27 protein-coding genes are annotated in these 21,923 nt (G+C 65.1%); 12 read left to right on the top strand and 15 right to left on the bottom strand.

Annotated elements, in window-relative coordinates; all coding sequences use genetic code 11:
- Nucleotides 1–55 precede the first annotated feature (55 nt).
- From ACVILI_RS04805 to ACVILI_RS04785, 5 genes are all read right to left on the bottom strand, one after another.
- The gene (locus ACVILI_RS04805; RefSeq protein WP_038653604.1) at nucleotides 56–1,081 is read right to left on the bottom strand and encodes a glucokinase; all 1,026 of its coding nucleotides are present in this window, start codon (nucleotides 1,079–1,081) and stop codon (nucleotides 56–58) included.
- A gap of 188 nt (nucleotides 1,082–1,269) precedes the next feature.
- The gene (gene mepA, locus ACVILI_RS04800; protein WP_069090626.1) at nucleotides 1,270–2,349 is read right to left on the bottom strand and encodes a penicillin-insensitive murein endopeptidase; all 1,080 of its coding nucleotides are present in this window, start codon (nucleotides 2,347–2,349) and stop codon (nucleotides 1,270–1,272) included.
- A gap of 64 nt (nucleotides 2,350–2,413) precedes the next feature.
- On the bottom strand, nucleotides 2,414–3,313 hold the full coding sequence (locus ACVILI_RS04795) for an SDR family oxidoreductase (RefSeq protein ID WP_038650971.1): 900 nt from the start codon (nucleotides 3,311–3,313) through the stop codon (nucleotides 2,414–2,416).
- Nucleotides 3,310–4,464 (bottom strand): tRNA epoxyqueuosine(34) reductase QueG, encoded by a 1,155-nt coding sequence (gene queG, locus ACVILI_RS04790; protein ID WP_038650968.1) that lies wholly within the window; start codon nucleotides 4,462–4,464, stop codon nucleotides 3,310–3,312. Before queG ends, ACVILI_RS04795 begins: the two co-directional genes overlap by 4 nt.
- Entirely contained in the window at nucleotides 4,445–5,137 is a 693-nt protein-coding gene (locus ACVILI_RS04785; protein WP_010912586.1) for a glutathione S-transferase family protein, read from the bottom strand. Before ACVILI_RS04785 ends, queG begins: the two co-directional genes overlap by 20 nt.
- Before the next feature lie 158 nt (nucleotides 5,138–5,295).
- Between ACVILI_RS04785 and ACVILI_RS04780 the strand changes: the two genes are divergently transcribed.
- Entirely contained in the window at nucleotides 5,296–6,102 is an 807-nt protein-coding gene (locus ACVILI_RS04780) for an undecaprenyl-diphosphate phosphatase (protein ID WP_038650965.1), read from the top strand.
- A gap of 100 nt (nucleotides 6,103–6,202) precedes the next feature.
- Here the strand turns inward: ACVILI_RS04780 and ACVILI_RS04775 are convergent, their stop codons facing one another.
- Both ACVILI_RS04775 and rsmI read right to left on the bottom strand, forming a co-directional pair.
- Complete coding sequence (locus ACVILI_RS04775; protein WP_019862285.1) at nucleotides 6,203–6,580, bottom strand: YraN family protein; 378 nt, start codon at nucleotides 6,578–6,580, stop codon at nucleotides 6,203–6,205.
- Nucleotides 6,573–7,538, bottom strand: a complete 966-nt coding sequence (rsmI, locus tag ACVILI_RS04770) for a 16S rRNA (cytidine(1402)-2'-O)-methyltransferase (protein WP_081296191.1) — start codon at nucleotides 7,536–7,538, stop codon at nucleotides 6,573–6,575. Before rsmI ends, ACVILI_RS04775 begins: the two co-directional genes overlap by 8 nt.
- Before the next feature lie 119 nt (nucleotides 7,539–7,657).
- On the opposite strand from rsmI, the gene ACVILI_RS04765 reads away from it, so the two are divergent.
- Entirely contained in the window at nucleotides 7,658–7,843 is a 186-nt protein-coding gene (locus ACVILI_RS04765) for a hypothetical protein (protein WP_019862283.1), read from the top strand.
- A gap of 7 nt (nucleotides 7,844–7,850) precedes the next feature.
- Entirely contained in the window at nucleotides 7,851–8,039 is a 189-nt protein-coding gene (locus ACVILI_RS04760; protein ID WP_038650961.1) for a hypothetical protein, read from the top strand.
- A 39-nt stretch (nucleotides 8,040–8,078) separates the two neighbouring features.
- On the opposite strand, the gene ACVILI_RS04755 is transcribed toward ACVILI_RS04760, so the two are convergent.
- The 5 genes from ACVILI_RS04755 to rph are packed head-to-tail and all read right to left on the bottom strand — an operon-like array spanning nucleotide 8,079 to nucleotide 11,440.
- Complete coding sequence (locus tag ACVILI_RS04755) at nucleotides 8,079–8,402, bottom strand: low molecular weight protein tyrosine phosphatase family protein (RefSeq protein ID WP_457102346.1); 324 nt, start codon at nucleotides 8,400–8,402, stop codon at nucleotides 8,079–8,081.
- 58 nt (nucleotides 8,403–8,460) lie between these two features.
- On the bottom strand, nucleotides 8,461–9,639 hold the full coding sequence (hemW, locus tag ACVILI_RS04750) for a radical SAM family heme chaperone HemW (protein ID WP_038650954.1): 1,179 nt from the start codon (nucleotides 9,637–9,639) through the stop codon (nucleotides 8,461–8,463).
- Entirely contained in the window at nucleotides 9,636–10,298 is a 663-nt protein-coding gene (rdgB, locus tag ACVILI_RS04745; protein ID WP_038650951.1) for an RdgB/HAM1 family non-canonical purine NTP pyrophosphatase, read from the bottom strand. Before rdgB ends, hemW begins: the two co-directional genes overlap by 4 nt.
- A complete protein-coding gene (locus ACVILI_RS04740; protein WP_019862278.1) occupies nucleotides 10,298–10,708 on the bottom strand; it encodes a VOC family protein in 411 nt (136 codons plus the stop codon). The genes rdgB and ACVILI_RS04740 overlap by 1 nt, the downstream gene beginning before the upstream one ends.
- Before the next feature lie 15 nt (nucleotides 10,709–10,723).
- Nucleotides 10,724–11,440 carry a ribonuclease PH gene (gene rph, locus ACVILI_RS04735; RefSeq protein ID WP_019862277.1) on the bottom strand — a complete coding sequence of 239 codons (717 nt, stop codon included), beginning with the start codon at nucleotides 11,438–11,440 and terminating at the stop codon, nucleotides 10,724–10,726.
- 158 nt (nucleotides 11,441–11,598) lie between these two features.
- On the opposite strand from rph, the gene hrcA reads away from it, so the two are divergent.
- The 6 genes from hrcA to ACVILI_RS04705 all read left to right on the top strand — a co-directional run bounded on the left by hrcA (nucleotide 11,599) and on the right by ACVILI_RS04705 (nucleotide 17,232).
- Nucleotides 11,599–12,681: a heat-inducible transcriptional repressor HrcA gene (gene hrcA, locus ACVILI_RS04730; RefSeq protein WP_010912575.1), complete on the top strand. Its 1,083-nt coding sequence runs from the start codon at nucleotides 11,599–11,601 to the stop codon at nucleotides 12,679–12,681.
- 39 nt (nucleotides 12,682–12,720) lie between these two features.
- Nucleotides 12,721–12,918, top strand: a complete 198-nt coding sequence (locus ACVILI_RS04725; protein WP_010912574.1) for a hypothetical protein — start codon at nucleotides 12,721–12,723, stop codon at nucleotides 12,916–12,918.
- 91 nt (nucleotides 12,919–13,009) lie between these two features.
- The gene (locus tag ACVILI_RS04720; RefSeq protein WP_084791803.1) at nucleotides 13,010–14,377 is read left to right on the top strand and encodes a PQQ-dependent sugar dehydrogenase; all 1,368 of its coding nucleotides are present in this window, start codon (nucleotides 13,010–13,012) and stop codon (nucleotides 14,375–14,377) included.
- 110 nt (nucleotides 14,378–14,487) lie between these two features.
- Entirely contained in the window at nucleotides 14,488–15,105 is a 618-nt protein-coding gene (locus ACVILI_RS04715) for a LysE family translocator (protein WP_038650942.1), read from the top strand.
- 180 nt (nucleotides 15,106–15,285) lie between these two features.
- A complete protein-coding gene (gene cysK / locus ACVILI_RS04710) occupies nucleotides 15,286–16,266 on the top strand; it encodes a cysteine synthase A (protein WP_019862274.1) in 981 nt (326 codons plus the stop codon).
- Nucleotides 16,267–16,605: 339 nt separating this feature from the next.
- Complete coding sequence (locus ACVILI_RS04705) at nucleotides 16,606–17,232, top strand: glutathione S-transferase family protein (RefSeq protein ID WP_019862272.1); 627 nt, start codon at nucleotides 16,606–16,608, stop codon at nucleotides 17,230–17,232.
- 3 nt (nucleotides 17,233–17,235) lie between these two features.
- Here the strand turns inward: ACVILI_RS04705 and ACVILI_RS04700 are convergent, their stop codons facing one another.
- Nucleotides 17,236–18,480, bottom strand: a complete 1,245-nt coding sequence (locus ACVILI_RS04700; protein WP_019862270.1) for an RNA polymerase sigma factor — start codon at nucleotides 18,478–18,480, stop codon at nucleotides 17,236–17,238.
- A gap of 25 nt (nucleotides 18,481–18,505) precedes the next feature.
- Nucleotides 18,506–18,874: a YciI family protein gene (locus ACVILI_RS04695; protein WP_019862269.1), complete on the bottom strand. Its 369-nt coding sequence runs from the start codon at nucleotides 18,872–18,874 to the stop codon at nucleotides 18,506–18,508.
- Between the two features lie 221 nt (nucleotides 18,875–19,095).
- On the opposite strand from ACVILI_RS04695, the gene ACVILI_RS04690 reads away from it, so the two are divergent.
- Nucleotides 19,096–19,557, top strand: a complete 462-nt coding sequence (locus ACVILI_RS04690; protein WP_038650939.1) for a RidA family protein — start codon at nucleotides 19,096–19,098, stop codon at nucleotides 19,555–19,557.
- Nucleotides 19,558–19,906: 349 nt separating this feature from the next.
- Here ACVILI_RS04690 and ACVILI_RS04685 read toward each other — a convergent pair whose 3' ends face one another.
- Nucleotides 19,907–20,047, bottom strand: coding sequence for a hypothetical protein (locus ACVILI_RS04685; protein WP_013892047.1), 141 nt, complete (start codon nucleotides 20,045–20,047; stop codon nucleotides 19,907–19,909).
- Nucleotides 20,048–20,445: 398 nt separating this feature from the next.
- On the opposite strand from ACVILI_RS04685, the gene ACVILI_RS04680 reads away from it, so the two are divergent.
- Both ACVILI_RS04680 and ku read left to right on the top strand, forming a co-directional pair.
- Complete coding sequence (locus ACVILI_RS04680) at nucleotides 20,446–20,952, top strand: YciE/YciF ferroxidase family protein (protein WP_038650936.1); 507 nt, start codon at nucleotides 20,446–20,448, stop codon at nucleotides 20,950–20,952.
- 113 nt (nucleotides 20,953–21,065) lie between these two features.
- Nucleotides 21,066–21,923 carry a non-homologous end joining protein Ku gene (ku, locus tag ACVILI_RS04675; RefSeq protein WP_038650933.1) on the top strand — a complete coding sequence of 286 codons (858 nt, stop codon included), beginning with the start codon at nucleotides 21,066–21,068 and terminating at the stop codon, nucleotides 21,921–21,923.

Below are 21,923 nucleotides of genomic sequence, written 5' to 3'. Positions count from 1 at the left end.
ATGCCCGCGGCTGATTAACTTCGTCGCGGGCGCCCCGACGCTTCGCGCCGAGGGTTCATGCCTGCCAGCGCCGGCCGGCCGTCTGGACGCCGAACAGCGACGGGTTCCTGGCATAGGCGGCAAGGCCGAGAAGGGCCGCCAGCGGATGGGTGATGACATAGACGGGCATGGTGCGCATCAGCGCGCTGTGCGGTGCCTTGTCCTCGAAGGCGGCGCGGAAATTGCCCTCCTTCAGCGCCGGCACAATTTTTTGGGCGATGCCGCCGGTCAAAAACACGCCGCCACGGCTCATGAACACCAGGGCAAGATCGCCGGCGGTGCGCCCAAGGCAGGTGACGAAGGTCTCCAGCGCTTCCTGCGCCACCGGATCGGTCTTGGCCAGCGCCGCGCCGGTGATCTCGGCCGGCGTGGTGAAAGGCGCCGGCTTGCCGTCCGCCTTGGCGACAGCCCGGTAGACGTTGACGAGGCCGCGCCCGCACAGGATCTGTTCGCCGGAAATGCGGCCCTCGAGCTTCTCGATATGCGGGAAAACCTCGAAATCGCGCGGCGTGCGCGGACCGATGTCCATATGGCCGCCCTCGCCGGGCACCGGGATCCAGTGGTGCAGCGCATGGACCAGCCCGGCGACACCGAGCCCGGTTCCGGGCCCGAGCACGACGCGGCCGGCATTGGGCTCCGGCGTGCCGCCGCCGATCTTTTCCATATGCTCTTCGCCGAGCGCCACGACGGCCAGCGCCTGCGCCTCGAAATCGTTGAGCACGACGATGTCGCTCAAGCCGACATTGGCGAACATCTGCTTCGGCTTGACGACCCACGGGCAATTGGTGAGTTCGATCTCATCGCCGTCGACCGGACCGGCCACCGCCAGCACCGCCGAATTGGGGCGGACCGACGAGCGGTCGAGCACCGCCGCCTGAATCGCCTCGTCGATCGTGTTGAAACTTGCGGTCTGGACGATCTGCGGCTCGGTCGGTTCGGAATTGGCGTCAAGCACGATCGAAAAGCGCGCATTGGTGCCGCCAATGTCGCCGATCAGGATCGGAAACCGCAACGACGTGTCGGTATCGCTTACGCTTGGCATGCTCTCGTCCGTCCCCGGCGCCCCCTGACGGCGTGTCGCCGTTCCTCCGTTGACTAGCGCATGAGTTTGAAAAGGGAAACGGTTTTCGAACCCGTCGGTGCGCAGAGAGTGGTTCTGCGGCCAAACGGCCACTATTTCCCGAAAACGGCTGGCTAAACCGATTGAGCCGACCGGTGGCGCGAAGGCAATCAGTTCGCGGGCGGTCGAGGCCTTGGCACCGGCGCGCCCATTCTGGGGGTCGCGGCGAATGCATTTGCCGCGCTCGGCAAATCGCCGCTATCGCTGGCCGGGGTGGCGGGCCCGGACGGCGCCGCCGGTTCGGGTGCCGCGGCCGCGACCGGCACGGCGCCGCCGTGATAGGTCGCAGCCTCGGCTGACACCGGCCCCGGCGCGTCGAGCACGGCGCGGCATTCCTTCGGCAGGTTGGCCATCGTCATCACGTCGCGGGCCTTCGGCGCATCCGGGTTCTTGTTGGGCCGCCACGGTTCTTCGGTGAACCACCAGGCCAGCGGCTTGCCGCAGCCGTCATCATCCGGCGTCGCCTCCTGCGCCTTGCAGTCGGGCGAGCCCGGCTGGCAGCCGATGCGCATGTGGAAATGATAGTCGTGGCCCCAGAACGGCCGGATCTTGCGCAGCCAGCTACGGTCGCCCTTGACGGTGTCGCAGAGCTTTTTCTTGATGCCGGGATTGACCAGGATGCGTTCCACCTCGGGGTAGCTCGCCGCCCGCTTCAAGAGCGCCGTGTGCTGGGGCGTCCACAGCGCGTCCTTCACCAGATGGGTCTTCTCGTCGACCATCAAGGTGGCGCTCATCGATTCGCGCTGCGCCCTGGTCATGGCGCGGTCAGGCATCGGCGTCAGCCAGATGTCGGCATCGAGCCCGATCTGGTGCGAGGCATGGCCTGTCATCATCGGGCCGCCGCGCGGCTGCGAAATGTCGCCGATCAGAAGGCCCGGCCAGCCGTCGGCGGCGGCGTCGCGCGACAGTTTCTCGATCAGCGCGATCATCGCCGGGTGGCCCCAGCGGCGGTTGCGCGAGGGCCGCATGACCTGCCAGGTCGGGCCGTCCATGGGGATGGCGACACCGCCGGCGAAGCAGCCCTTGGAATAGAAGCCGAAGGATTGCGCGGCGGTCGCGGCCGGCAGTTTTTCGGCGCCGAACAGGTCCTTGGCCCGTTCCTCGGCCGCCGCCGGCTGGATGGCGAGGCCAAGCAAACCGAGCACCGCTGCCAGCAGTGATTTCTTGCCAAGCCGCATCGCTGTCTTCATGAAACCGGATCCCCACCGCAATCCCAGGCCGAATCATAGCACGCCGCGCAGTATGCTTCGATCGTCAGCGTTTCATCGGGCTGCGCGCTTCGCCGTCGCGCCAGTCGCCGCTTGCCCACATATGGTCGAAGGCGGCGCGGTAGTCCGGAAAGCGCAGGGAATAGCCCGCCGCCTTGATCGCCGCATTGGCGACACGCTTGTTCTCGCCATAGAAGGACCGCGCCATGGGCGAAAGTTGGGCGGTGTCGAAAGGAATTTCGGGCGGCGGCTCGACGCCCATCAGCGACGCGGCATAGGCAACGACATCCTGCGGCGGCGCCGGCTCATCATCGGTGACGTTGAAGATGCCCCCAGTGTTGCCTTCGACAAGCCGCCACAACGCCCCGGCAATATCGTCGCAATGGATGCGGTTGAACACCTGGTCCGGCTTGACCAGCCGCCGCGCGGTGCCGTTTTCCAGATTGACCAGCGCATTGCGGCCAGGACCATAGATGCCGGACAGGCGCAGGATCGCCACCGGCTTGCCGATTTCCGCGCCGAGCTTCAGCCACGCCTGCTCAGCCTCAACCCGCATGACGGAGCGCTTCGACACCGGCCGGCATGCGGCCGTTTCATCGACCCAGGCGCCGCCATAGTCGCCATAGACGCCGACGGTCGAGAGATAGCCGATCCATTCGACCGCCGGCATCCCCGTGATTGCCTCCCGGGCGGCATTCAAGACTGGGTCGCCGGCCTCTTCCGGGGCGACCGAAATCACCAGATGCGTCGTTTTCGCCAGCGCCTCGCCGATTTCGCCGGTCAACGCGCCATCGAACAGCAGCGGCGCGATGCCGGCCTGGCGCAGCGCGTCGAATTTTTCATCGGACCGCGTCGTGCCAAGGATCACGGCGGCATCCCTGTTGGCGCGGGCAAAGGCTTTGCCGGAATAACCGGCGCCGAAGATGAATATCTGCTTCTCGCTCATGCATGCGCCCCGTCTGGCGGCGCCAGGCGCCATTCCTCGCGCACCGCCGCATCGTTCTCGGTTTTCAGACCGGTCGCGGCCCATTTGGCATATTCGGCGTCAGGCACCAGCCGCGCCAGCGCCCATATTGCCGCGCCCCGCACCAGCGGCGAGGGATCGCCGAGCAGCGCACGCACAGGGACGGCCAGCGCGGCATCACCGGAATTGCCGGCGGCGATCAGCACGTTGCGGATGAAACGATCGCGGCCGATGCGCTTGATCGGCGAACTTGAGAAGAAGGCGCGGAAGGCCGCGTCGTCCAGTTCGAGCAGGTCGGCGAGCGGCGGCTTGCGCAGATCGTCGCGCGCGGCAAGTTTTGCTTCCGATGCCGCGCGGGCGAACTTGTTCCAGGGGCAGGCGGCCAGGCAATCGTCGCAGCCATAGATGCGGTTGCCGATCTTTTCGCGGAATTCGTGCGGGATCGGACCCTTGTTCTCGATGGTGAGGTAGGAAATGCAGCGCCGCGCATCGAGCCGGTAGGGCGCGGGAAAGGCATCGGTCGGGCAGGCATCGAGACAGGCGCGGCAGGAGCCGCAATGATCGATCTCGGCCCGGTCGGGCGCGAGCTCAACCGTGGTGAAGATAGTGCCGAGGAACAGCCACGAACCATGTTCGCGGCTGACCAGATTGGTGTGTTTTCCCTGCCAGCCAAGCCCGGCGGCTTGGGCCAACGGCTTTTCCATCACCGGCGCGGTGTCGACGAACACCTTCACGTCGCCGCCGGCGCGCGCGACGATCTTGCCGGCGATTTCCTTCAGCCGGCCTTTTATCACATCGTGATAGTCGCGGTTTTGCGCATAGACCGAGATGGCGCCCCGGTCGCGCCTGGCCTGCAGCGCACGCGGGTCGTGGTCGGGGCCGTAATTCATCGCCAGCACGACGATCGAGCGCACTTCAGGCCAAAGCGTGGAAGGTTCGCTCCGCCTTGCAATCGTCTCGGCGATCCAGTCCATCGAGCCGTGAAAGCCGTCGGCGACGAATTCGGCGAGCCGCGCCGGCGCCAGCGGGATCGCATCAGGGGTGGCGACGGCAATGGCATCGAAGCCGGCGCGCTGCGCCTCCGCGTCGATCAGCGCGCGCAGTTTTGCGGCGTCAGAAGTCGAGGTCCGCATAATGCGACACCGGCGACAGACCGCGCACGCGGTCGGTCAAGAGTGGCCGGAAGGAGGGCCGCGACTTCACCCGCGTATACCATTCGCGCGCCGCGGCGTGTTCGCGCCAGTCGATCTCGCCGAGATAGTCGAGCACCGACAGCGTCGCGGCGGCGGCCAGATCGGCATAGGTGACCCTGCCGCCGGCCAGCCAATGGCGGGTGCCGGCCAGCCAGTTGGTGTATTTCATATGCTGGCGGATGTTGGCGCGCGCCGCACGGATCGCGCCCGAATCGGGCGAGCCGCCGCCCGCCGTTTCCGGCATGATCGGCTTCAGCACGCGTTCGCGCACCAGATGGCGGGTGACTTCGCTTTCGGCCTTGTTGAGATACCAGTCGATCAGCCGGCGGATTTCGGCGCGCTGCATCGGGTCCTCGGCGAACAGCCGCTTGTCGCGCTTGAGCACACCGCGGGTCTCGTCGAGATATTCCGAGATCACCGTCGCGCCGACGATCGGCACGTCGCCTTCGGCGAGCAGGATCGGCAGCGTGCCGGCCGGGTTCAGCGCCAGAAACTCCTTGCGCCGCGTCCACGGCTTTTCCTCGATCAGCGCCAGCTCCTCGCCATACTCGCCGAAAGCAAGGCGGACGAAGCGGCAGGTGGCGAACATGGGATGATGGAAAAGCGTCAGCATGGTTCCGCGATGATAAAGCGCACTGGCGAATCGCCGGTCGCACCGGTAAGTCTTGGCCGCCCGGTTAGCGGGCCGTCAGGTGTTGCGACCTATAGGGGGAGTTCAACGCCATGACAAGCAAGCCGTTCTGTTAGCCGTCGCGCAAAGCCGAGGTAGCCATGGAAAGCCAGACCATCGTCGAAGCCCTGCTGCTCGGCCTGCTGGAGGGGTTGACGGAGTTCATACCGGTGTCCTCGACTGGCCATATCCTGCTTGCCGGCCATTTCCTCGGCTTCAACTCGACCGGCAAGGCCTTCGAGATCCTGATCCAGCTCGGCGCCATCCTGGCGATCCTGAGCGTCTATTTCCGCCGCCTGTGGCAGATGCTGCTCGACCTGCCGCACGACCGGCTGACGCGGCATTTCGTCATCGGCATCCTGATCGCCTTCCTGCCGGCGGCCATCATCGGCGCGCTGGCGCATGATTTCATCAAGACGGTGCTGTTCGAATCGCCGAGGCTGATCTGCATCATGCTGATCATCGGCGGTGTCGTGCTGCTGGCGGTCGACCGCATGAACCTGAAGCCGGTCTACCGCGACGTTGAGCGCTTCCCGACCAGGCTTTACCTGCAGATCGGCCTGTTCCAGTGCCTGTCGCTGATCCCCGGCACGTCGCGCTCGGGCTCGACCATCGTCGGCGCGCTGCTTCTGGGCGTCGACAAGCGGGCGGCGGCGGAATTTTCCTTCTTCCTGGCGATCCCGACCATGGTCGGCGCCTTCGCCTTCGACCTGTTCAAGAACCGTAATGTGCTGACCTCGGCCGACCTGCCGATCATCGCCATCGGCTTCGTCGCCGCCTTCGTCGCGGCGCTGGTCGTGGTGCGCTACCTGCTCGATTACGTCTCGCGCAACGGCTACTCGCTGTTCGGCTGGTGGCGGCTGGTGGTGGGCATCGTCGGCCTGGTGGCGTTGATGATCTGGGGGTGAGGAGTGATCCGCGAAGCGGACGGAAAGCCAATTGCTTGGCTTTCCGAACGACGAACGCCCTGAGCTGGCGAAGGGCGAGCAATGCCTCTCTGAGGTCCCCCTAATTCCGTCCATAGAACGCATTTTCGACATGCACCGGCCAGCGCCAGGGCAGCACGGCGACCATGTCGAAGCGCATCGACAGCCTGCCATAATCCGCCTGCCGCGACAGCCAGATGTCGGCCGCCGCTTCGATGCGGCGCTCCGATTCACGGCCGATCGCTTCCATGGCTTCCATCAGCGTGCGCCGCGCCTTGACCTCGACGAACAGCACCAGGTCGCCACGCCGCGCGATCAGGTCGATCTCGCCGAAGCGGGTGCGATGGCGGCGCGCCAGAATCCGGTAGCCCTTCAGCATCAGTGCGGCGGCTGCCAGCCACTCGCCGCGATGGCCGCGCCGATAGGCTTTCTGGCGGCTGGCGCTCGGGCGCTCAGCCACCGTCGCTTTCTCCTGAGGCGTCCCTGAGTTCCAACAGTCGGCGATACAGCGCCTGCTTCTGGCCACCGGTCATTTTCGCGGCCTCGGCCGCTGCCTTGGAGGCCGGCATTTCGGCAGCGAGCGACAAAAGCAACCGGTCAATGTCTGCGGGCTCGTCCGCCTTGGCCTCGGCCGGGCCGACGCAGACGACGATCTCGCCCTTCGGCGTGTCGGCCGCCGCATAATGGTCGACCAGCGCCCGTAGCGTGCCGGTGCGCATTTCCTCGAAGGTCTTGGTCAGTTCGCGACCGATGGCGGCTTTGCGCTCGCCGCCGAGCGCCTCGACCATGGCGCCGAGCGATTCGGCCAGCCGGCGCGGCGATTCAAAGAAGATCAGCGTCGCCGGTACCGCCTTCAGCGCCTCCAGCCGCGTCAGCCGCTGCCCTGATTTGACCGGCAAAAATCCGGCGAACAGGAAGGCGTCGGACGGCAGGCCGGACGCGGTCAAAGCCGCAAGCGGGGCCGACGGACCGGGAATCGGCACGACGCGAATGCCGTGGTCGATCGCTTCCCCGACCAGCCGGTAGCCGGGATCGGAGACCAGCGGCGTGCCGGCGTCGGAAATCAGCGCCACGCTCTGGCCGCCTTGAAGCGCCGCGATCAGCTTCGGCCCGGCCTCGCCGGCATTGTGCTCATGATAGGCCGTGGTGCGGCGGCGGATGCCGTAGCGGTCAAGCAGCACGCGCGACACCCTGGTGTCCTCGCAGGCGACGACGTCGGCGGCGGCCAGCGTCTCCAGCGCGCGCAGCGTGATGTCGGCGAGATTACCGATCGGCGTCGCCACAAGGTAGAGCGCCGGCTCGAGCGGACGGGCGGGGATTTCGGTCTGCCCGACCACATAGCTGCGTCTTCCCGTCTCTTCGGTCACTGATGCCGTCTCCGTTCCGCCCTGTTTGGCCTGCCAAATCTTGTTTGGCATGGCTGGCGCGGCCTTGCAAAAGGTCATGCCGATGTAAGGTGATCGCCATGCCTTCGCCACAGTAGGGAACCAAACCGGCATTGGCAGATTTAGCCCCTGATTCCTAAAGGGAGGACAGGATGGACAGCCTGAAGATACAGGACGCTTTCGAGCCTTACTATGCCGGCCGCAAGCGCGTTGCCGCCGCCAGGGACAAGCGCCTGCCTGCCAAGACCGACACCAGCCTGATCGAGCGGGCGACAACCGCCCTGCCGACGAATGTCAGGCTTTCCGACAACCAACCCGATAGCACGACGGAGCACTGACCGGACGATGCCCAATCGCTTCGATATCTTCATCACCCGTCTTGAAACGAAAAGCGCCAGGGAAGGCGTGCCCCCGCACCCGATGAACGACCAGCACAGCGTTCGCCGCGAAAAGGCCGACGCCAAACCGGCCCGGAACGGCGAGGCGCATGCCGAGAAGGATCGCGGCAAGCGCCGTTTCAAGCACGACGCCTGACCGCCGCGACTGGCCGAGACCGTTCTGCCTTCGTCTGGGTCACCCCAGATAGCGTGAAACGCGCGCCTTCAGAAGGTCAATCAGATCCAGATCCATGAATTCATAGTTGTCCGGTATATCGAGGCAGATGACCCGGGCCTTCTTCAGGCTGGTCTTGAATTTCTTATGCAGTTTGGTGCGGTGCACCTTTTCCATGACGAAGATGATGTCGGCCCAGGCGACGAGCTCATGAGTCAGCGGCGTGTCGGCATCATGATTGGTGCCGGCCGACGCAACTTCGATATCCCGGCGCGTTGAAAACACCTGCTCGGCGGTCGGGCTGCGCAAGAGGTTCTGACTGCAGACGAAGAGGACGTTTTTCAAGACTTTTGCTCAAGCATGATCTTGACCGAAAACCGGCTTCCACTTTTCGGGATCATGCTTAGCGCGCCAGATCCGCGACCACGGCGTCGAGAACGATCATCCCGGCCGGCGTGGCGCGCAGACGGGCATTGCCGATCGGCGCTACCAGCCCCTCGCCCTGCAGTACCGACAGCCGTGCGCTCGACAGGCCGCGGCCGGAAAACGCCTCGTAGCGCGAGAGGTCGATGCCCTCGGCCAGCCTCAGCCCCATCAGCAGGAACTCGTCGGCCTCTTCCGAGCGTGTCAGGATCTCGCCGCCGGTGACGCCATGGCCCTTGGCCTCGACGAGGTTGGCCCAGGTCTCCGGCATCCGCTCGGCGATCGTCACCGTGCGGCGGCCGTTCTCGACGAAGCGGCCATGCGCGCCGGGGCCGACGCCGACATATTCGCCATAGCGCCAGTAGGTCAGATTGTGCCGGCTTTCCGCGCCCGGCCTGGCGTGGTTGGAAATCTCATAGGCCGGCAGGCCATGCGCGGACGTAATCTCCTGCGTCAGCGCATAGAGGTCGGCGGCGTGGTCATTGTCGGGAATGGCGAATTTCTTTGCCGCGTGCAAAGCGTGGAAGGGCGTACCTTCCTCGATGGTCAGCTGGTAGAGCGAGAGATGGTCGGCGGCGTGGCCGATCGCCTGTTCGAGCTCGGCTGCCCAGGCTTCCGGCGTCTGGCCGGGCCGGGCGTAGATCAGGTCGAAAGACAGGCGCGGAAAGATTTCCCGCGCGAGGCCGATGGCGTGCAGCGCCTCGTCGACATTGTGCAGCCGGCCGAGGAAACGCAAATCCTTGTCGTTCAGCGCCTGTACGCCGAGCGAGACGCGGTTGACGCCGGCCGCGCGATAGCCGCGAAAGCGTTCGGCCTCGACCGAGGACGGGTTGGCCTCCAGCGTCACTTCGATGCCGTCCGGCACCGTCCAGTTCTTGGCCACGGCGTCCAGAACCCTGGCCACGGTTTCCGGCTTCATCAGCGAGGGCGTGCCGCCGCCGAGAAAGATGCTGGTCACCTCGCGCGGCCCGGTGCGCTCACGCATCGTCGCCAGTTCCGCCTCGAAGGCGGCGGCAAAGCGCTCCTGGTCCACCGGCTGGTGGCGGACATGGCTGTTGAAGTCGCAATAGGGGCATTTGGCCGCGCAGAACGGCCAATGGATGTAGACGCCGAAGCCGGGGCTGCGGTCGAGCGGCATGGTCATGCCGGGTCCAGTCATGCCGAGCCCAATCTCGGCAGATCCAACCGTGCTTGGGCGAATTTCTGGAAAGCACGGGCGCGATGTGAGAGCGCCGCAGCCTGGCCGGGTTTCCAGCCATGCTTTTCCTCAGCGCTCATCTCGCCAAACGTCTTGTCGAAACCATCGGGCAAGAACACCGGATCATAACCGAAGCCGAGCTCGCCACGCGGCGGCCAGACCAGCGTGCCTTCGGCCTCGCCGCGATAATATTCGGCCGCCCCGTCGGGAAAGGCCAGACAAATGACGGCGACGAAGCGGCCCTTGCGCTGTTCGGCCGAGGCTGCGCCGACTTCCTGCAGCGCCACTTCGGTGCGCTGCATGGCCATGGCGAAATCTCTGCTGCCGTCAGGGGTTTCGGCCCAGTTGGCGGTGTAGACGCCGGGCGCGCCGTCGAGCGCGTCGACGCACAGGCCGGAATCGTCCGACAGCGCCGGCAGGCCGGTCGCCTTCGCGGCGGCCAGCGCCTTGATGTAGGCATTTTCCTCGAAAGTGGTGCCGGTCTCGTCGGGCTCAGGCAGACCGTAGTCCTTGGCCGACTTCGCCTCGAAGCCGAACGGCCCCATCAAATCGGCGAATTCGCGCAGCTTGCCGGCATTGTGGCTGGCGACGACGATCTTCTTGCCATCAAGTGTATGCATCAAAGGCCCCAGATTCTCGGCTCGGCGAACTCGATCGAATTGCCCGAGGGGTCGCGTATATAGAGCGAACGGCCGCCTTGCGGCCATTCGAATTCGCTTTCGATGGCGATTCTTTTTGCCCCTAAATGCGCTTTCCAAGCCACGATTTCATCCGCGCTGGCCGCAAAGCAGAGATGACCTTCTCCGACCGCGCCGTGCGGCGGCACGGGCAGCCGGGCATCCGGCGCCGGCGGTATTCTGGTCGCCTCGGCGTTGAAGATGAGCAGCACGCCCGGCCCGCAACGAAAGAAGAGGTGGCGGCCGTCGACCTTGCCGAGCAGATCAAGGCCGAGCACGCCGACATAGAATTCTTCCGCCGCCGCCAGATCGGTGACGTAGAGGGCTGATTCAAGGATGGCGGAGGGGGTCACCAGAAAATCGATGGCTTACGCCACCGCCATCTGCTGCAGGCTGACCAGGCGCTGGATGCCTTTCTTGGCCAGGCCCATCAACTCGCCGAACTGGTCCTCCGAGAAGGGCTCGCCCTCGGCTGTGCCCTGGATCTCGACGATGCCGCCCTTGCCGGTCATGACGAAATTGGCGTCGGTGCCGGCCGCGGAATCCTCGAGATAATCGAGGTCGATGACCGGCTGGCCGTCATGGATGCCGCAGGAAATCGCCGCGACATGGTCCTTCAGCACCTTGGCGACGCTCGCCATCTGCCGGGCTTCCATCCAGCGCAGGCAGTCATACAGCGCCACCCAACCGCCGGTGATCGAGGCGGTGCGGGTGCCGCCATCGGCCTGGATGACGTCGCAATCGACGGTGATCTGCTGTTCGCCCAGCGCCTGCAGATCGACGACGGCGCGCAAGGACCGGCCGATCAGGCGCTGGATTTCCAGCGTGCGGCCGCCCTGCTTGCCGGCCGAGGCCTCGCGGCGCATGCGCTCGCCGGTCGAGCGCGGCAGCATGCCATATTCGGCCGTCACCCAACCCTTGCCGGAATTGCGCATCCAGCCCGGCACCTTCTCCTCGAGGCTCGCCGTGCACAGGACATGGGTGTCGCCGAACTTCACCAGGCACGAGCCTTCGGCGTGCTTGGAGACGCCACGCTCGAAGGAGATGGCGCGCATTTCGTCGAATTGGCGTTTGGAGGGGCGCATTCAGGCTTCTTTCCCAGTCATTTTTCGGATTCGTGGCCGGCTTTTAGACGGATGGGGGGCAGCGCGCAAAGGAAAACGGACCGGGCGACCCGATACAGAGACCGGGTTGCGCCCACCGTGCCGAAGTCTATATCCTGAACAAGGAGGTTTTTGGCCGAATGACCAAGGCAATCGATCCGGGTTCGCAGCCGCTTGCACTTCAATCACTCGACATGCGCTCTCGCGACATCTTCCGGCGCATCGTCGATTCCTATCTCAGGGACGGCGAGCCCGTGGGCTCGCGCAGCCTGTCGCGCATCCTGCCCTCCTCGCTGTCGCCGGCCACCATTCGCAATGTGATGAGCGACCTCGAGCATCTCGGGCTGATCTACGCGCCGCATATCTCGGCCGGCCGGCTGCCGACGCAGGCGGGCCTGCGCTTCTTCGTCGATGCCTTCATGGAACTTGGCGACCTCTCCGACGAGGAGCGGCGCACCATCGAGGCGCAGGTGCGGGCCTCCGGCTCGGGCGCGACGCTGGAGCACATGCTGACCGAGGCCAGCCAGATGCTGTCGGGCATGTCGCGCGGCGCCGGCCTGGTGCTGGCCGCCAAGAACGAGGTGGCGCTGAAGCATATCGAATTCATCCAGCTGGAGCCGACCAAGGCGCTCGCCGTGCTGGTGTCGCAAAATGGCGACGTCGAGAACCGCGTTGTCGAGCTGCCGGCGGGCATCACCGTCTCGCAGCTGCACGAAGCCTCGAATTTCCTCAACGCCCATATTCGCGGCCGCACGCTGGCCGAGGCGCGCACCGAGATCGCCCGCATCAAGGAAGAGACGAGAGCCGCCCTCGACACGCTGTCGCAGGACCTCGTCGAGAAGGGGCTGGCGGTGTGGGCGGGTGCGGAAAGCGGCCTGCCGGCACGGCTCATCGTGCGCGGCCGCGCCAACCTGCTCGAAAACGTCACCGCCCAGGCCGACATCGAATTGCTGCGGCATCTGTTCGAGGACATGGAGACGCAGGACGGGCTGATCCAGCTGCTTGACCTCGCCGAGCAGGGATCGGGCGTGCGCATCTTCATCGGTTCGGAAAACAAGTTGTTTTCGCTGTCGGGCTCGTCGCTGGTGGTCGCGCCCTATCGCGACAAAGATGCCCGCGTCGTCGGCGCGCTCGGCGTCATCGGGCCGACCCGGTTGAACTACGCCCGCATCGTGCCGATGGTCGATTATACGGCGCAGCTGATTTCACGCATGCTAAGGTAGGGCCCCGAACGGGAAGAGACGGGCAGCAAGGAGAAAAGAATGGCGCTCGAAGAACTCAAGGCCCGGATCAGCCTGCTGCTCGAGGAGATGGTCAACCAGCCGGAAGACCAGCACGAAATCCAGGAACAATTGCGCGAGAAATTGCGGGAAATGCGCGCCATGGGCCTGCCGCTGCCGGCCGATCTGGTCGCGCTGGAAAAACGCCTCGACGACGATTTTTACGCTGCCGGCACATAAGACCGGATTTTCGCTTCCTCGTCAGGTCGAGCGAGCGGAACCCGGAGACAAGCCGGCCGTTGGTTTCCTTCGCGACCAGATGGAGGACAAGATGATCCGATTGGCCGGACTGGTGATCCCCGCCCTGTTCCTCACAAGCGCGGCGTTCGCACAGCAGGCGGACCAGCCGGTGCTGAAGGGCGCGGCGGCCTTCGGCGACTGGCGTGCCGACAAACCGGGCGTGCGCCGACTGATCAAGCCGGAAGACCTGCCGAAGCCCTATGTCACCAAGTCGGTGTCGAACAGCGCCGGCCTTGCCGACATGCCGGCGGGCGCGAAGCCGCAATTGCCGCCGGGTTTTTCGGCCGAGCTGATCGCATCCGGCATCGACAATCCGCGCGCCGTGCGCGTCGCACCCAATGGCGACCTGTTCGTCGCCGACAGCGAAGCCAACCAGGTCCGCGTCTATCGCCTGGCCAAGGACAGCGCCAAGCCCGCCGAGGACGGCATTTTCGCCGGCAATCTCAACCAGCCCTATGGCATTGCCTTCTATCCGCCGGGGGACGACCCGCAATGGGTCTATGTCGCCAACAGCGACAGCATCGTGCGCTTCGCCTACCGCGGTGGCGACCTGAAGGCATCCGGCGAACCCGAAATCATCGTCGCAAACATTCCCGCGAACCATCACTGGACCCGCGACATCGTCTTTTCGCCTGACGGCAAGACGCTCTATCTGTCGGTCGGCTCCGGCTCGAACGTCGCCGAGGATATGGGCAAGGAGCCCGATGGCGGCCTTGAAGCATGGGTGACATCGCAGCCGCTGGGCGCAACCTGGGGCTCCGAAGAGGGGCGCGCCGACGTGCAGGCCTTCGATCCGGATGGCAAGAACGGCCGCATCGTCGCCACCGGCCTGCGCAACTGTTCTGGCATGACCATCCAGCCGGCGACCGGCGCGCTGTGGTGCGTCGTCAACGAGCGCGACGCGCTGGGCGACAATGTGCCGTTCGAATACGCCACCTCGGTCAAGGACGGCGCGTACTATGGCTGGCCCTGGTACTATATCGGCAACCACGAGGACCCGCGCCACAAGGGCGCGCGGCCCGACCTCGCCGGCAAGGCAACCACTCCCGACGTATTGATGCAGGCGCATTCGGCGCCGCTCAACATCGCCTTCTACGACCGCAAGGACCTGCCCGCCGACAGCGGTTTTCCCAAGGAATACAGGGGCGATGCCTTCGTTGCCCTGCACGGTTCGTGGAATCGCGGCAACCGGACCGGCTACAAGGTCGTCCGACTGCTGTTCAAGGATGGCAAGCCGACCGGCGAGTATGAGGATTTCATGACCGGCTTCGTCGTTTCCAGCGGCGAGGTCTGGGGCCGGCCCGTGGGCGTGGCGGTGGCCCATGACGGCGCGCTGATCGTCACCGAGGACGGCAATGGCACGATCTGGCGCGTGACCTATGACGGCGGCCGTTCCTGAGGGATTTTACTCGGATGGCGCGGTATCTGGTGCAATAGAATCCGACCGCCAGGGAATTCAATCCTGGTCCGTTCCGTGCGAAAAGGCCGCCTGATCCAGGACCACTCGCCATGACCCTCACCGGCTTCCTCGCCTACAGTGCCGCCCTCGGCATCGCCGCCGCCATTCCCGGCCCCGGCGTCACCGCGCTTGTCGCACGGGCGCTCGGCTCGGGTTTTCGCTCGTCGCTGGCCATGTCTTTTGGCCTGATGCTCGGTGACCTCATTTACCTGACCGCCGTGGTGCTCGGCCTCGCCTTCGTCGCGCAGACCTTCGGCATGGTGTTCCTCGCCATCAAATGGGCCGGCGTCGCCTATCTGGCATTTCTGGGCTGGCGCTTCTGGACCGCCGGCATCACGCCCGAGACGGTCGAGGCGAAAAAGGGCAAGGGCGGACTGGTGTCGAGCTTTGTCGCCGGCCTCACCGTCACGCTCGGCAATCCGAAGACGATGATCTTCTACCTGGCGATCACGCCGACCATCGTCGACCTGAAGACGATCAGGCTGGCCGATTACGGCATTCTCGCCGCGCTGACGGTGGTCGTGCTGTTCGTCGTGCTGGTTCCCTACCTGGCGCTCGCCGCCAAGGCGCGCTGGTTCCTGAAATCGCCGCGCGCGCTAAAGCTGCTGAACCGCACCGCCGCCGGCTTCATGGTCGGCGCGGCAGCGGCGATCGCGGCCCGCCAGTAGCACGCTTTCAGCCAAAACATTCCGGGGCCAGGCTTCCCCGCGAAATGCTTTTCCGGGACTTGGGCGTTTTAGACACAGGCCCCACTCGGATATTTCCGGCCGACAGCTTATGTTGCGCGGCTGAAAGCCCTATCTTGCCGGCTGCAATGCCACTTGCCTGAAATCCTGGGAGCGAAACCAATGAACAAGCCCGTCACCTCCGCCCGCGTCCCCGGCCGCGGCCGCATCTACAGTTCCATCACCGACACGATCGGCGACACGCCCCTGGTCCGGCTCGACAAGTTCGCCAAGGAGAAGGGCGTCGTCGCCAATCTGGTCGCCAAGCTCGAATTCTTCAACCCGATCGCCTCGGTCAAGGACCGCATCGGTGTGGCGATGATCGAGGCGCTCGAGGCTGCCGGCAAGATTGCGGCCGGCAAGACGACGCTGATCGAACCGACCTCAGGCAATACCGGCATCGCGCTTGCCTTCGCCGCCGCCGCCAAGGGCTACAAGCTCATCCTGACCATGCCCGAGACGATGTCGGTCGAGCGCCGCAAGATGCTGGCGCTGCTCGGCGCCGAACTGGTGCTGACCGAAGGGCCGAAAGGCATGAAGGGCGCGATCGCGAAAGCGGACGAACTGGCCGCGACGATCCCCAATGCCGTCATCCCGCAGCAGTTCGAGAACCCGGCCAACCCGGAAATCCACCGCAAGACGACGGCGCAGGAGATCTGGAACGACACGCAGGGCGAGGTCGACATCTTCGTCGCCGGCATCGGCACCGGCGGCACCATCACCGGCGTCGGCCAGGTGCTGAAGAAGCTCAAGCCTTCGCTGCATGTCGTCGCCGTCGAGCCGGAAGCCTCGCCGGTGCTGTCGGGCGGCCAGCCCGGCCCGCACAAGATCCAGGGTATCGGCGCCGGCTTCGCGCCAAAGATCCTCGACACCACGATCTATGACGAGATCGTCAAGGTTTCCAACGAGGATTCGGTCGCCAATGCCCGCCTCGTCGCCCGCCTCGAAGGCGTGCCGGTCGGCATCTCGTCGGGTGCCGCGCTGCAGGCGGCAATCGTCGTCGGCTCGCGGCCGGAGAACAGGGGCAAGACCCTGGTCGTGGTCATCCCCGACTTCGCCGAACGCTACCTGTCGACGATCTTGTTCGAGGGATTGGGGGCTTAGGCCTAACAGCTTCGTCATCCCAGGGCGGAGGGACGCGAAGCGGCGCGCAGACCCTGGGATCCATGCCGTGATCGCGGCCGAGGAGTGCCGCGGTTCAGGATGAAGCTCTATTTGCATCGTCGCGGCGCTTTGAAGTCGCGGCATGGATCCTCGGGTCTGCGCCGCGTCGCTTCGCTCCTTCCTCCGCCCGTGGATGACGAAGCGAAGGGCAGCGTCGTGACCCAATCTCGCTGGCCCGTTGAAAAATCCTCCCGTGGCGCCTGTGAGCCGGCTTGAGCAGGACCCTGCTTCCGGTGCATATCGCCCCGGTCCGCTTTGCGCGGATCAGGGGAGAATTTCATGTACAAGCTCTATACCCGTCCCGGCAGCGGCGGCTTCGTCGTCGAGGCGGCGCTGGCGCTCGCCAACGCACCGTTCGAACAGGTCGATGTGCCGAAGACCGACCGCCCCGATCCGGCCTTCCTCGACATCAGCCCGCTGAACCAGGTGCCGGTGCTGACCTTGCCGGACGGCAGCTCGATGACCGAATCGGCGGCGATCTGCATCCTGCTCGCCGAGCGCCATCCCGAGGCCCGCCTGGCGCCGGCGGTCGATGCGCCTGCCCGCGCCGATTTCCTGCGCTGGATGGCCTTCATGTCGTCGGTGCTCTACCCGGCGGTGCTGCGGTTCTACTACGCCCATCGCTACACGGCAGACGCCGACGGCACGAAAGCCGTCAAGCAGGCGGCAGTCGCCGAGATGGACCGTGGCTTCGCCGTCCTCGATGCCGCTCTGAAGGGTCGTGACTGGCTGGTTGGTGACCAGATGTCGCTGGCCGACATCTATCTCGTCATGCTGGTGGCCTGGCATCCCGACATCGACACAGCGCGAGCGGCATGGCCTGATATTGAACGTCTCTGGGCCAGGCTGCGCGGCCATCCGCTGCTGAAGACGCTCAACAGCTCACATGAGATGTGGCCGGGCTGAAGATCAGTTTCGCAGCGCCGCCCTTTTGCCTTGCAGGAACCGGCGCACCGCCGGGTCGCGTTCGAGACCGATTGCCCTGTCATAGGCCTCGGTTGCCTGCGGCGCCTGGCCAAGCCTGGCCAGGAGACCGGCCCGCGCCGCCCAATAGGGCTGATACTCATTGAGCCGCTTGTCGTCGCCCAACACGTAAAGCGCCGCCAGCCCCGCCACGGCGCCCTCCGTCTCGGCAAGCGCCACCGCGCGGTTGATCGCCACCACCGGCGATCCGACGATCGAAAACAGCGCGTCGTAAAGCGCGCGGATCGCCGGCCAATCGGTGCGGCCGGTCAGCCGCCGCGCCGCGTGGGCGGACTGGACGGCCGCCTCGAGCTGGTAGCGGCCGACGACGCCGCTCATCGCGGCATGGGACAGAAGCGCCTCCGCCTCGTCGATGAGGGCGCGGTCCCACAGGTCGCAGTCCTGTTCGGCCAGCGGCACGAAGTCGCCTTCGGCACTGCGCCGGGCAGTGCGGCGGGCCTCGGCAAACAGCATGAGCGCCAGCAGGCCAAGCGCTTCCGGCTCTTGCGGCATCAGCGTCACCACCAGGCGGCCGAGCCAGATGCCTTCGGTGGCGAGGTTGCGGCGCTGCGTCTCGGTGCCGACCGGATCGGACCAGCCTTCGGCGAAGGCGGCGTAGATCGCTTCCAGCACCGCGCCCAGCCTTTCGCCGAGTTCGGCCCGCTCCGGCACACGGAACGGAATGCCGGTTTCGCGGATGCGCGTCTTGGCGCGCACCAGGCGCTGGCCCATCGTTGCCGGCGAGACCAGGAAGGCGGAAGCGATCGTCGCGGCATCGAAGCCCAGCACTGTCTGCAGGATCAGCGGCGCCCGCACGCCCGGCTCGATCGCAGGATGCGCGCAAGCAAACATCAGCCGCAGCCGTTCGTCGGGCAGCTCTTCGTCGGTCATGCGCGCCTCCATCTCCTCGGCGATCAGCTTGAGATGATCGCGGGCCGCCTCCCGGGTGAGCCGCCGGCGAACCGCATCGACCCGCCGCCGCCGCGCCACGGCCAGCAGCCAGGCTTCCGGCTTTTCAGGCACGCCTGACTTCGGCCAGCGCTCGAGCGCGGCGGCAAAGGCGTCCGCCAGCGCATCCTCGGCCGCGGTCACGTCGCGCGTGCGCGCCGCGAGCCAGGCGACCAGCTTGCCGTAGCTCTGCCGGGCGGCGGCCTCGGCGGCCGCCCGGGCGATCTCCGGGCGACTGTCCATCACATGGTCATTTCCTGGCACGTCGTCATTGCTTGGGCATGTAGTCGGCCATTTCCCAGATCGGCCGCAACTCGACCGTGCCGGTGCTGGCCGCCGGACAGCGCGCGGCCCATTCGATGGCGGTGTCGATATCGGCCGCCTCGATCATGTAGAAGCCGGCAAGCTGCTCCTTGGTGTCGGCATAGGGGCCGTCGATCACATTGGTCTTGCCGTCGGCGATCCGGACCGAGGTGGTCGCCTGGGTCGGGCGCAGGCGTTCGCCGGCCAGCCAGGCGCCGGATTTCTTCAACGCTTCGGTATAGGCGCCATAGGCCGCGCTCATCTGCTGGGTCTTCTCGATCGGCATGGCCGCCATTGCGGCTTCGTTATTGTTGATCATCAGCATGTATCGCATGGGTCTTCTCCCGTGGTTTCGAAGGCCGCGTCCTTGCGGGGCCAGACGTATGTCGCGCGGCGTCGACCGATTTCGACAGGCGCCAAGAAAAAACTTTCGGCTTCGTCACGCGGTTTCGCAAGGACCAGGTTTCGCCAAGCGGCCGGCGGCGCTGGCCATGATGCCTCGCCGCGCTACCCTTTGTGATCCAGGCACGTCACGCCAGAGATGGGAGATGAGCAATGGAACTCGTGACCCACAAGAAATTCAAAAGCGGCCGGTTGATGCCGTGGGGCAAGGGGACCGTCGTCACCGGCGCGAAGGGATTCGTCTACCTTTGCGGAAACACGGCGACCGCCGCCGACTACGATCCGGCCGGCAAGCAGGGCGGTCGTTTCGCCGGCGATGCGGCGGCGCAGTGGCTCGAGGTTCTGGGCAACATCAAATCCGATCTGGAGGAGCTGGGCACCGCGCTTGAAAACCTCGTCAAACTGACCTTCTTCGTCCGAGGACCGTTTCCCGACGGCGGCGTTCTCAGCTCTCCCAATTTTCGCCTGGACGTTCTGGACGCGTTCTTTGCCGAGCATTGCCCGAAGCACTGCAGTTACAACAACCCGCCGCCCTCGGAGGTGATTGGCGTTGCCGCGCTCGCTCAAGCCGACATCGTCGTTGAAATTGTCGCGATCGCGGCCCTGCCGGATTGAGCCGGGCCTTGGCGTGCCTCCCTCACCCCCATGCGCACGAGGCCGGAGCGCAGTACGCAGACGCCATCGAAGACGATCAGCGGATGGCTGGTATCGAAAGATGGTTCAGCGGGAGGACTGGGCTTGGCCAGACGTGATTGGGGCGGACTGGACCGAGGAAGGTCGGTCACGCGGTCCTCGGCTGATCGTGTCCTGGGACACCAGGCCAGCCGGGGGCGGGATCAAAGACGTGGCGATGTCGCACGACGCCTGTCGCTCAGAGCCGGGCGCTCGGAACGATAGGTGGTGGCGCGGGTCGTGGCTCCCGGCCTGCAGATGCGGCTGTTGTGGCGGCTCTCGAACGTCATGGTCAGTGCGCGCCCAGCGACGTGCCGCGACGGGCGCAAGCCGGACCGGGGCCGCGCATGTAGTAGCGCTCCGGCCGATAGGTCGGCGCGACGAATTCGCGGATGGCAGCGGCGTAGCCGATGAGGTGCGTGAGGAAGTTCATTTACCCTGTCCCTGTCCCGATTTTCGGATGTCCCTTCCGAATTGCGCGAAGGATAGCATCGAGGCGTGAATAGTCGGTGAACACGATGTTAATATCCGGTCGAAAACCCGTTGCTTCGTGGCCGGAATGCGGCTGTTTCGGGGTGTTTCCGCGCCTTTTGTCGCCTTTCCGGCCAGTGTGACTTTTGCATCACATATGTTTCGTTTGAATGTCGCCTGGGCGCGGTTCTGTTTCAATTTCCGGCTGGCTGATGGAATTTCCTTGCTCAGGCAGGAAAGGAAGGAACCGGCATATAGGGCGGACGTTGACCGTCGGGACTGGCGTGGCCGGCCCGCGATTGCCTGCAAGCCGCAGGCACGTACACCAACACCGCAAGAGCAAATGGAAAGGCTAGAACCATGGGCTTCTTTTCGAAGGACATCAACACGCTGGACGACCTGTTCGTGCACACGTTGCGCGACATCTATTACGCGGAAAAGCAGATCGAGAAGGCATTGCCGAAGATGATTGACAAGGCCACCAACGCGCAGCTCAAAGCAGGCTTCGAAAAACATCTTGAACAGACCAGGGGCCATATCGAACGCGTCGAAGAGGTGTTCGAGCTGCATGGCGTCAAGGCCAAGGCCATCGACTGCCCGGCCATTGACGGCATCCTCAAGGAAGCCGACGAGGTGAGCGGCGACATCGCCGACAAGGAGGTCCTGGACGCCGCCCTGATCGCGTCTGCGCAAGCAGTCGAGCATTACGAAATGACCCGCTACGGCACGCTGATTGCATGGGCCAAGCAACTCGGCCGCAGCGATTGCGCCAATGTACTCGCGAAGAATCTCAAGGAAGAGCAGGCGACCGATCGCAAGCTCACCGAGATGGCGGAAAGCAAGATCAATCTCCAGGCTGCCGAATAGTGAGATGGCAGGCAAGATCGGCGCGGCAACGGCGCCGACTTGCCTTGTCGCGCGGTCGGAACCGGAATGGGCTTTGCCCCGTTCTGGATTGAACCCATTGCAAGGAGTTTGTCATGGCGCCGCGTCCAGCCTGGAAGGGTTATCTGAAGCTGTCGCTGGTCACCTGTGCCGTCGAACTGACCAATGTCGTGACGCATGCCGAAAGGGTGTCGTTCCGCATTCTCAACCGCAAGACCGGCAACACGGTGAAGCGCATCTATGTCGATGCCGAAACCGGCAAGCCCTTGGACGATGGCGACGAGATCAAGGGCTATGAATTGGACGGCGGCGATTTCGTCCATATCGAGGAAGACGAGATCGAGGCCGTGCAGATCGAATCCTCGCACACGATGAGCCTCGACGGTTTCGTCGACAAGGCCTCGATCCAGCAGATCTATCTCGACACGCCCTACTATGTCGCGCCGGCCGACAAGGTGTCGGAAGAGGCGTTCGCCGTCATCCGCGATGCCATGGCGGGCAAGAAGATGGCCGGGCTGGCGCGCATCGTGCTCTACCAACGCGAGCGCCCCGTGGTCATCGAGCCGCTCGGCAAGGGCATGGTGCTGACGACGCTGCGCTACGACAACACGGTGCGCCAGGCGGACAGCGTGTTCGGCGAGATCAAGGCGGTGAAGACCGACCAGGAAATGACCGATTTGGCCGAGCTGATCATCGACAAGAAGAAAGCAAAATTCGACCCCTCGAAATTCGACGACAAATATGAGGACGCGCTGCTCGAACTGATCCGGGCCAAGAAGGCGGGGCACAAGGCGCCCAAGGCCAAGGTGGCCCCCAAACCCTCCAACGTCGTCAATCTGTTCGACGCGCTGAAGAAGAGCCTGTCGTCGGATTCGGGGTCAACGAAGGCTTCATCGCCGGCGGCCAAACGCGCCAGGCCGAAAGCCACCGGGCCGAAGCGCAAATCCGCCTGA

Source organism: Mesorhizobium sp. USDA 4775 (assembly GCF_054062655.1).
The sequence above is the reverse complement of the archived record's forward strand: the minus strand, read 5'-3'. Positions and strand labels throughout refer to the sequence as shown.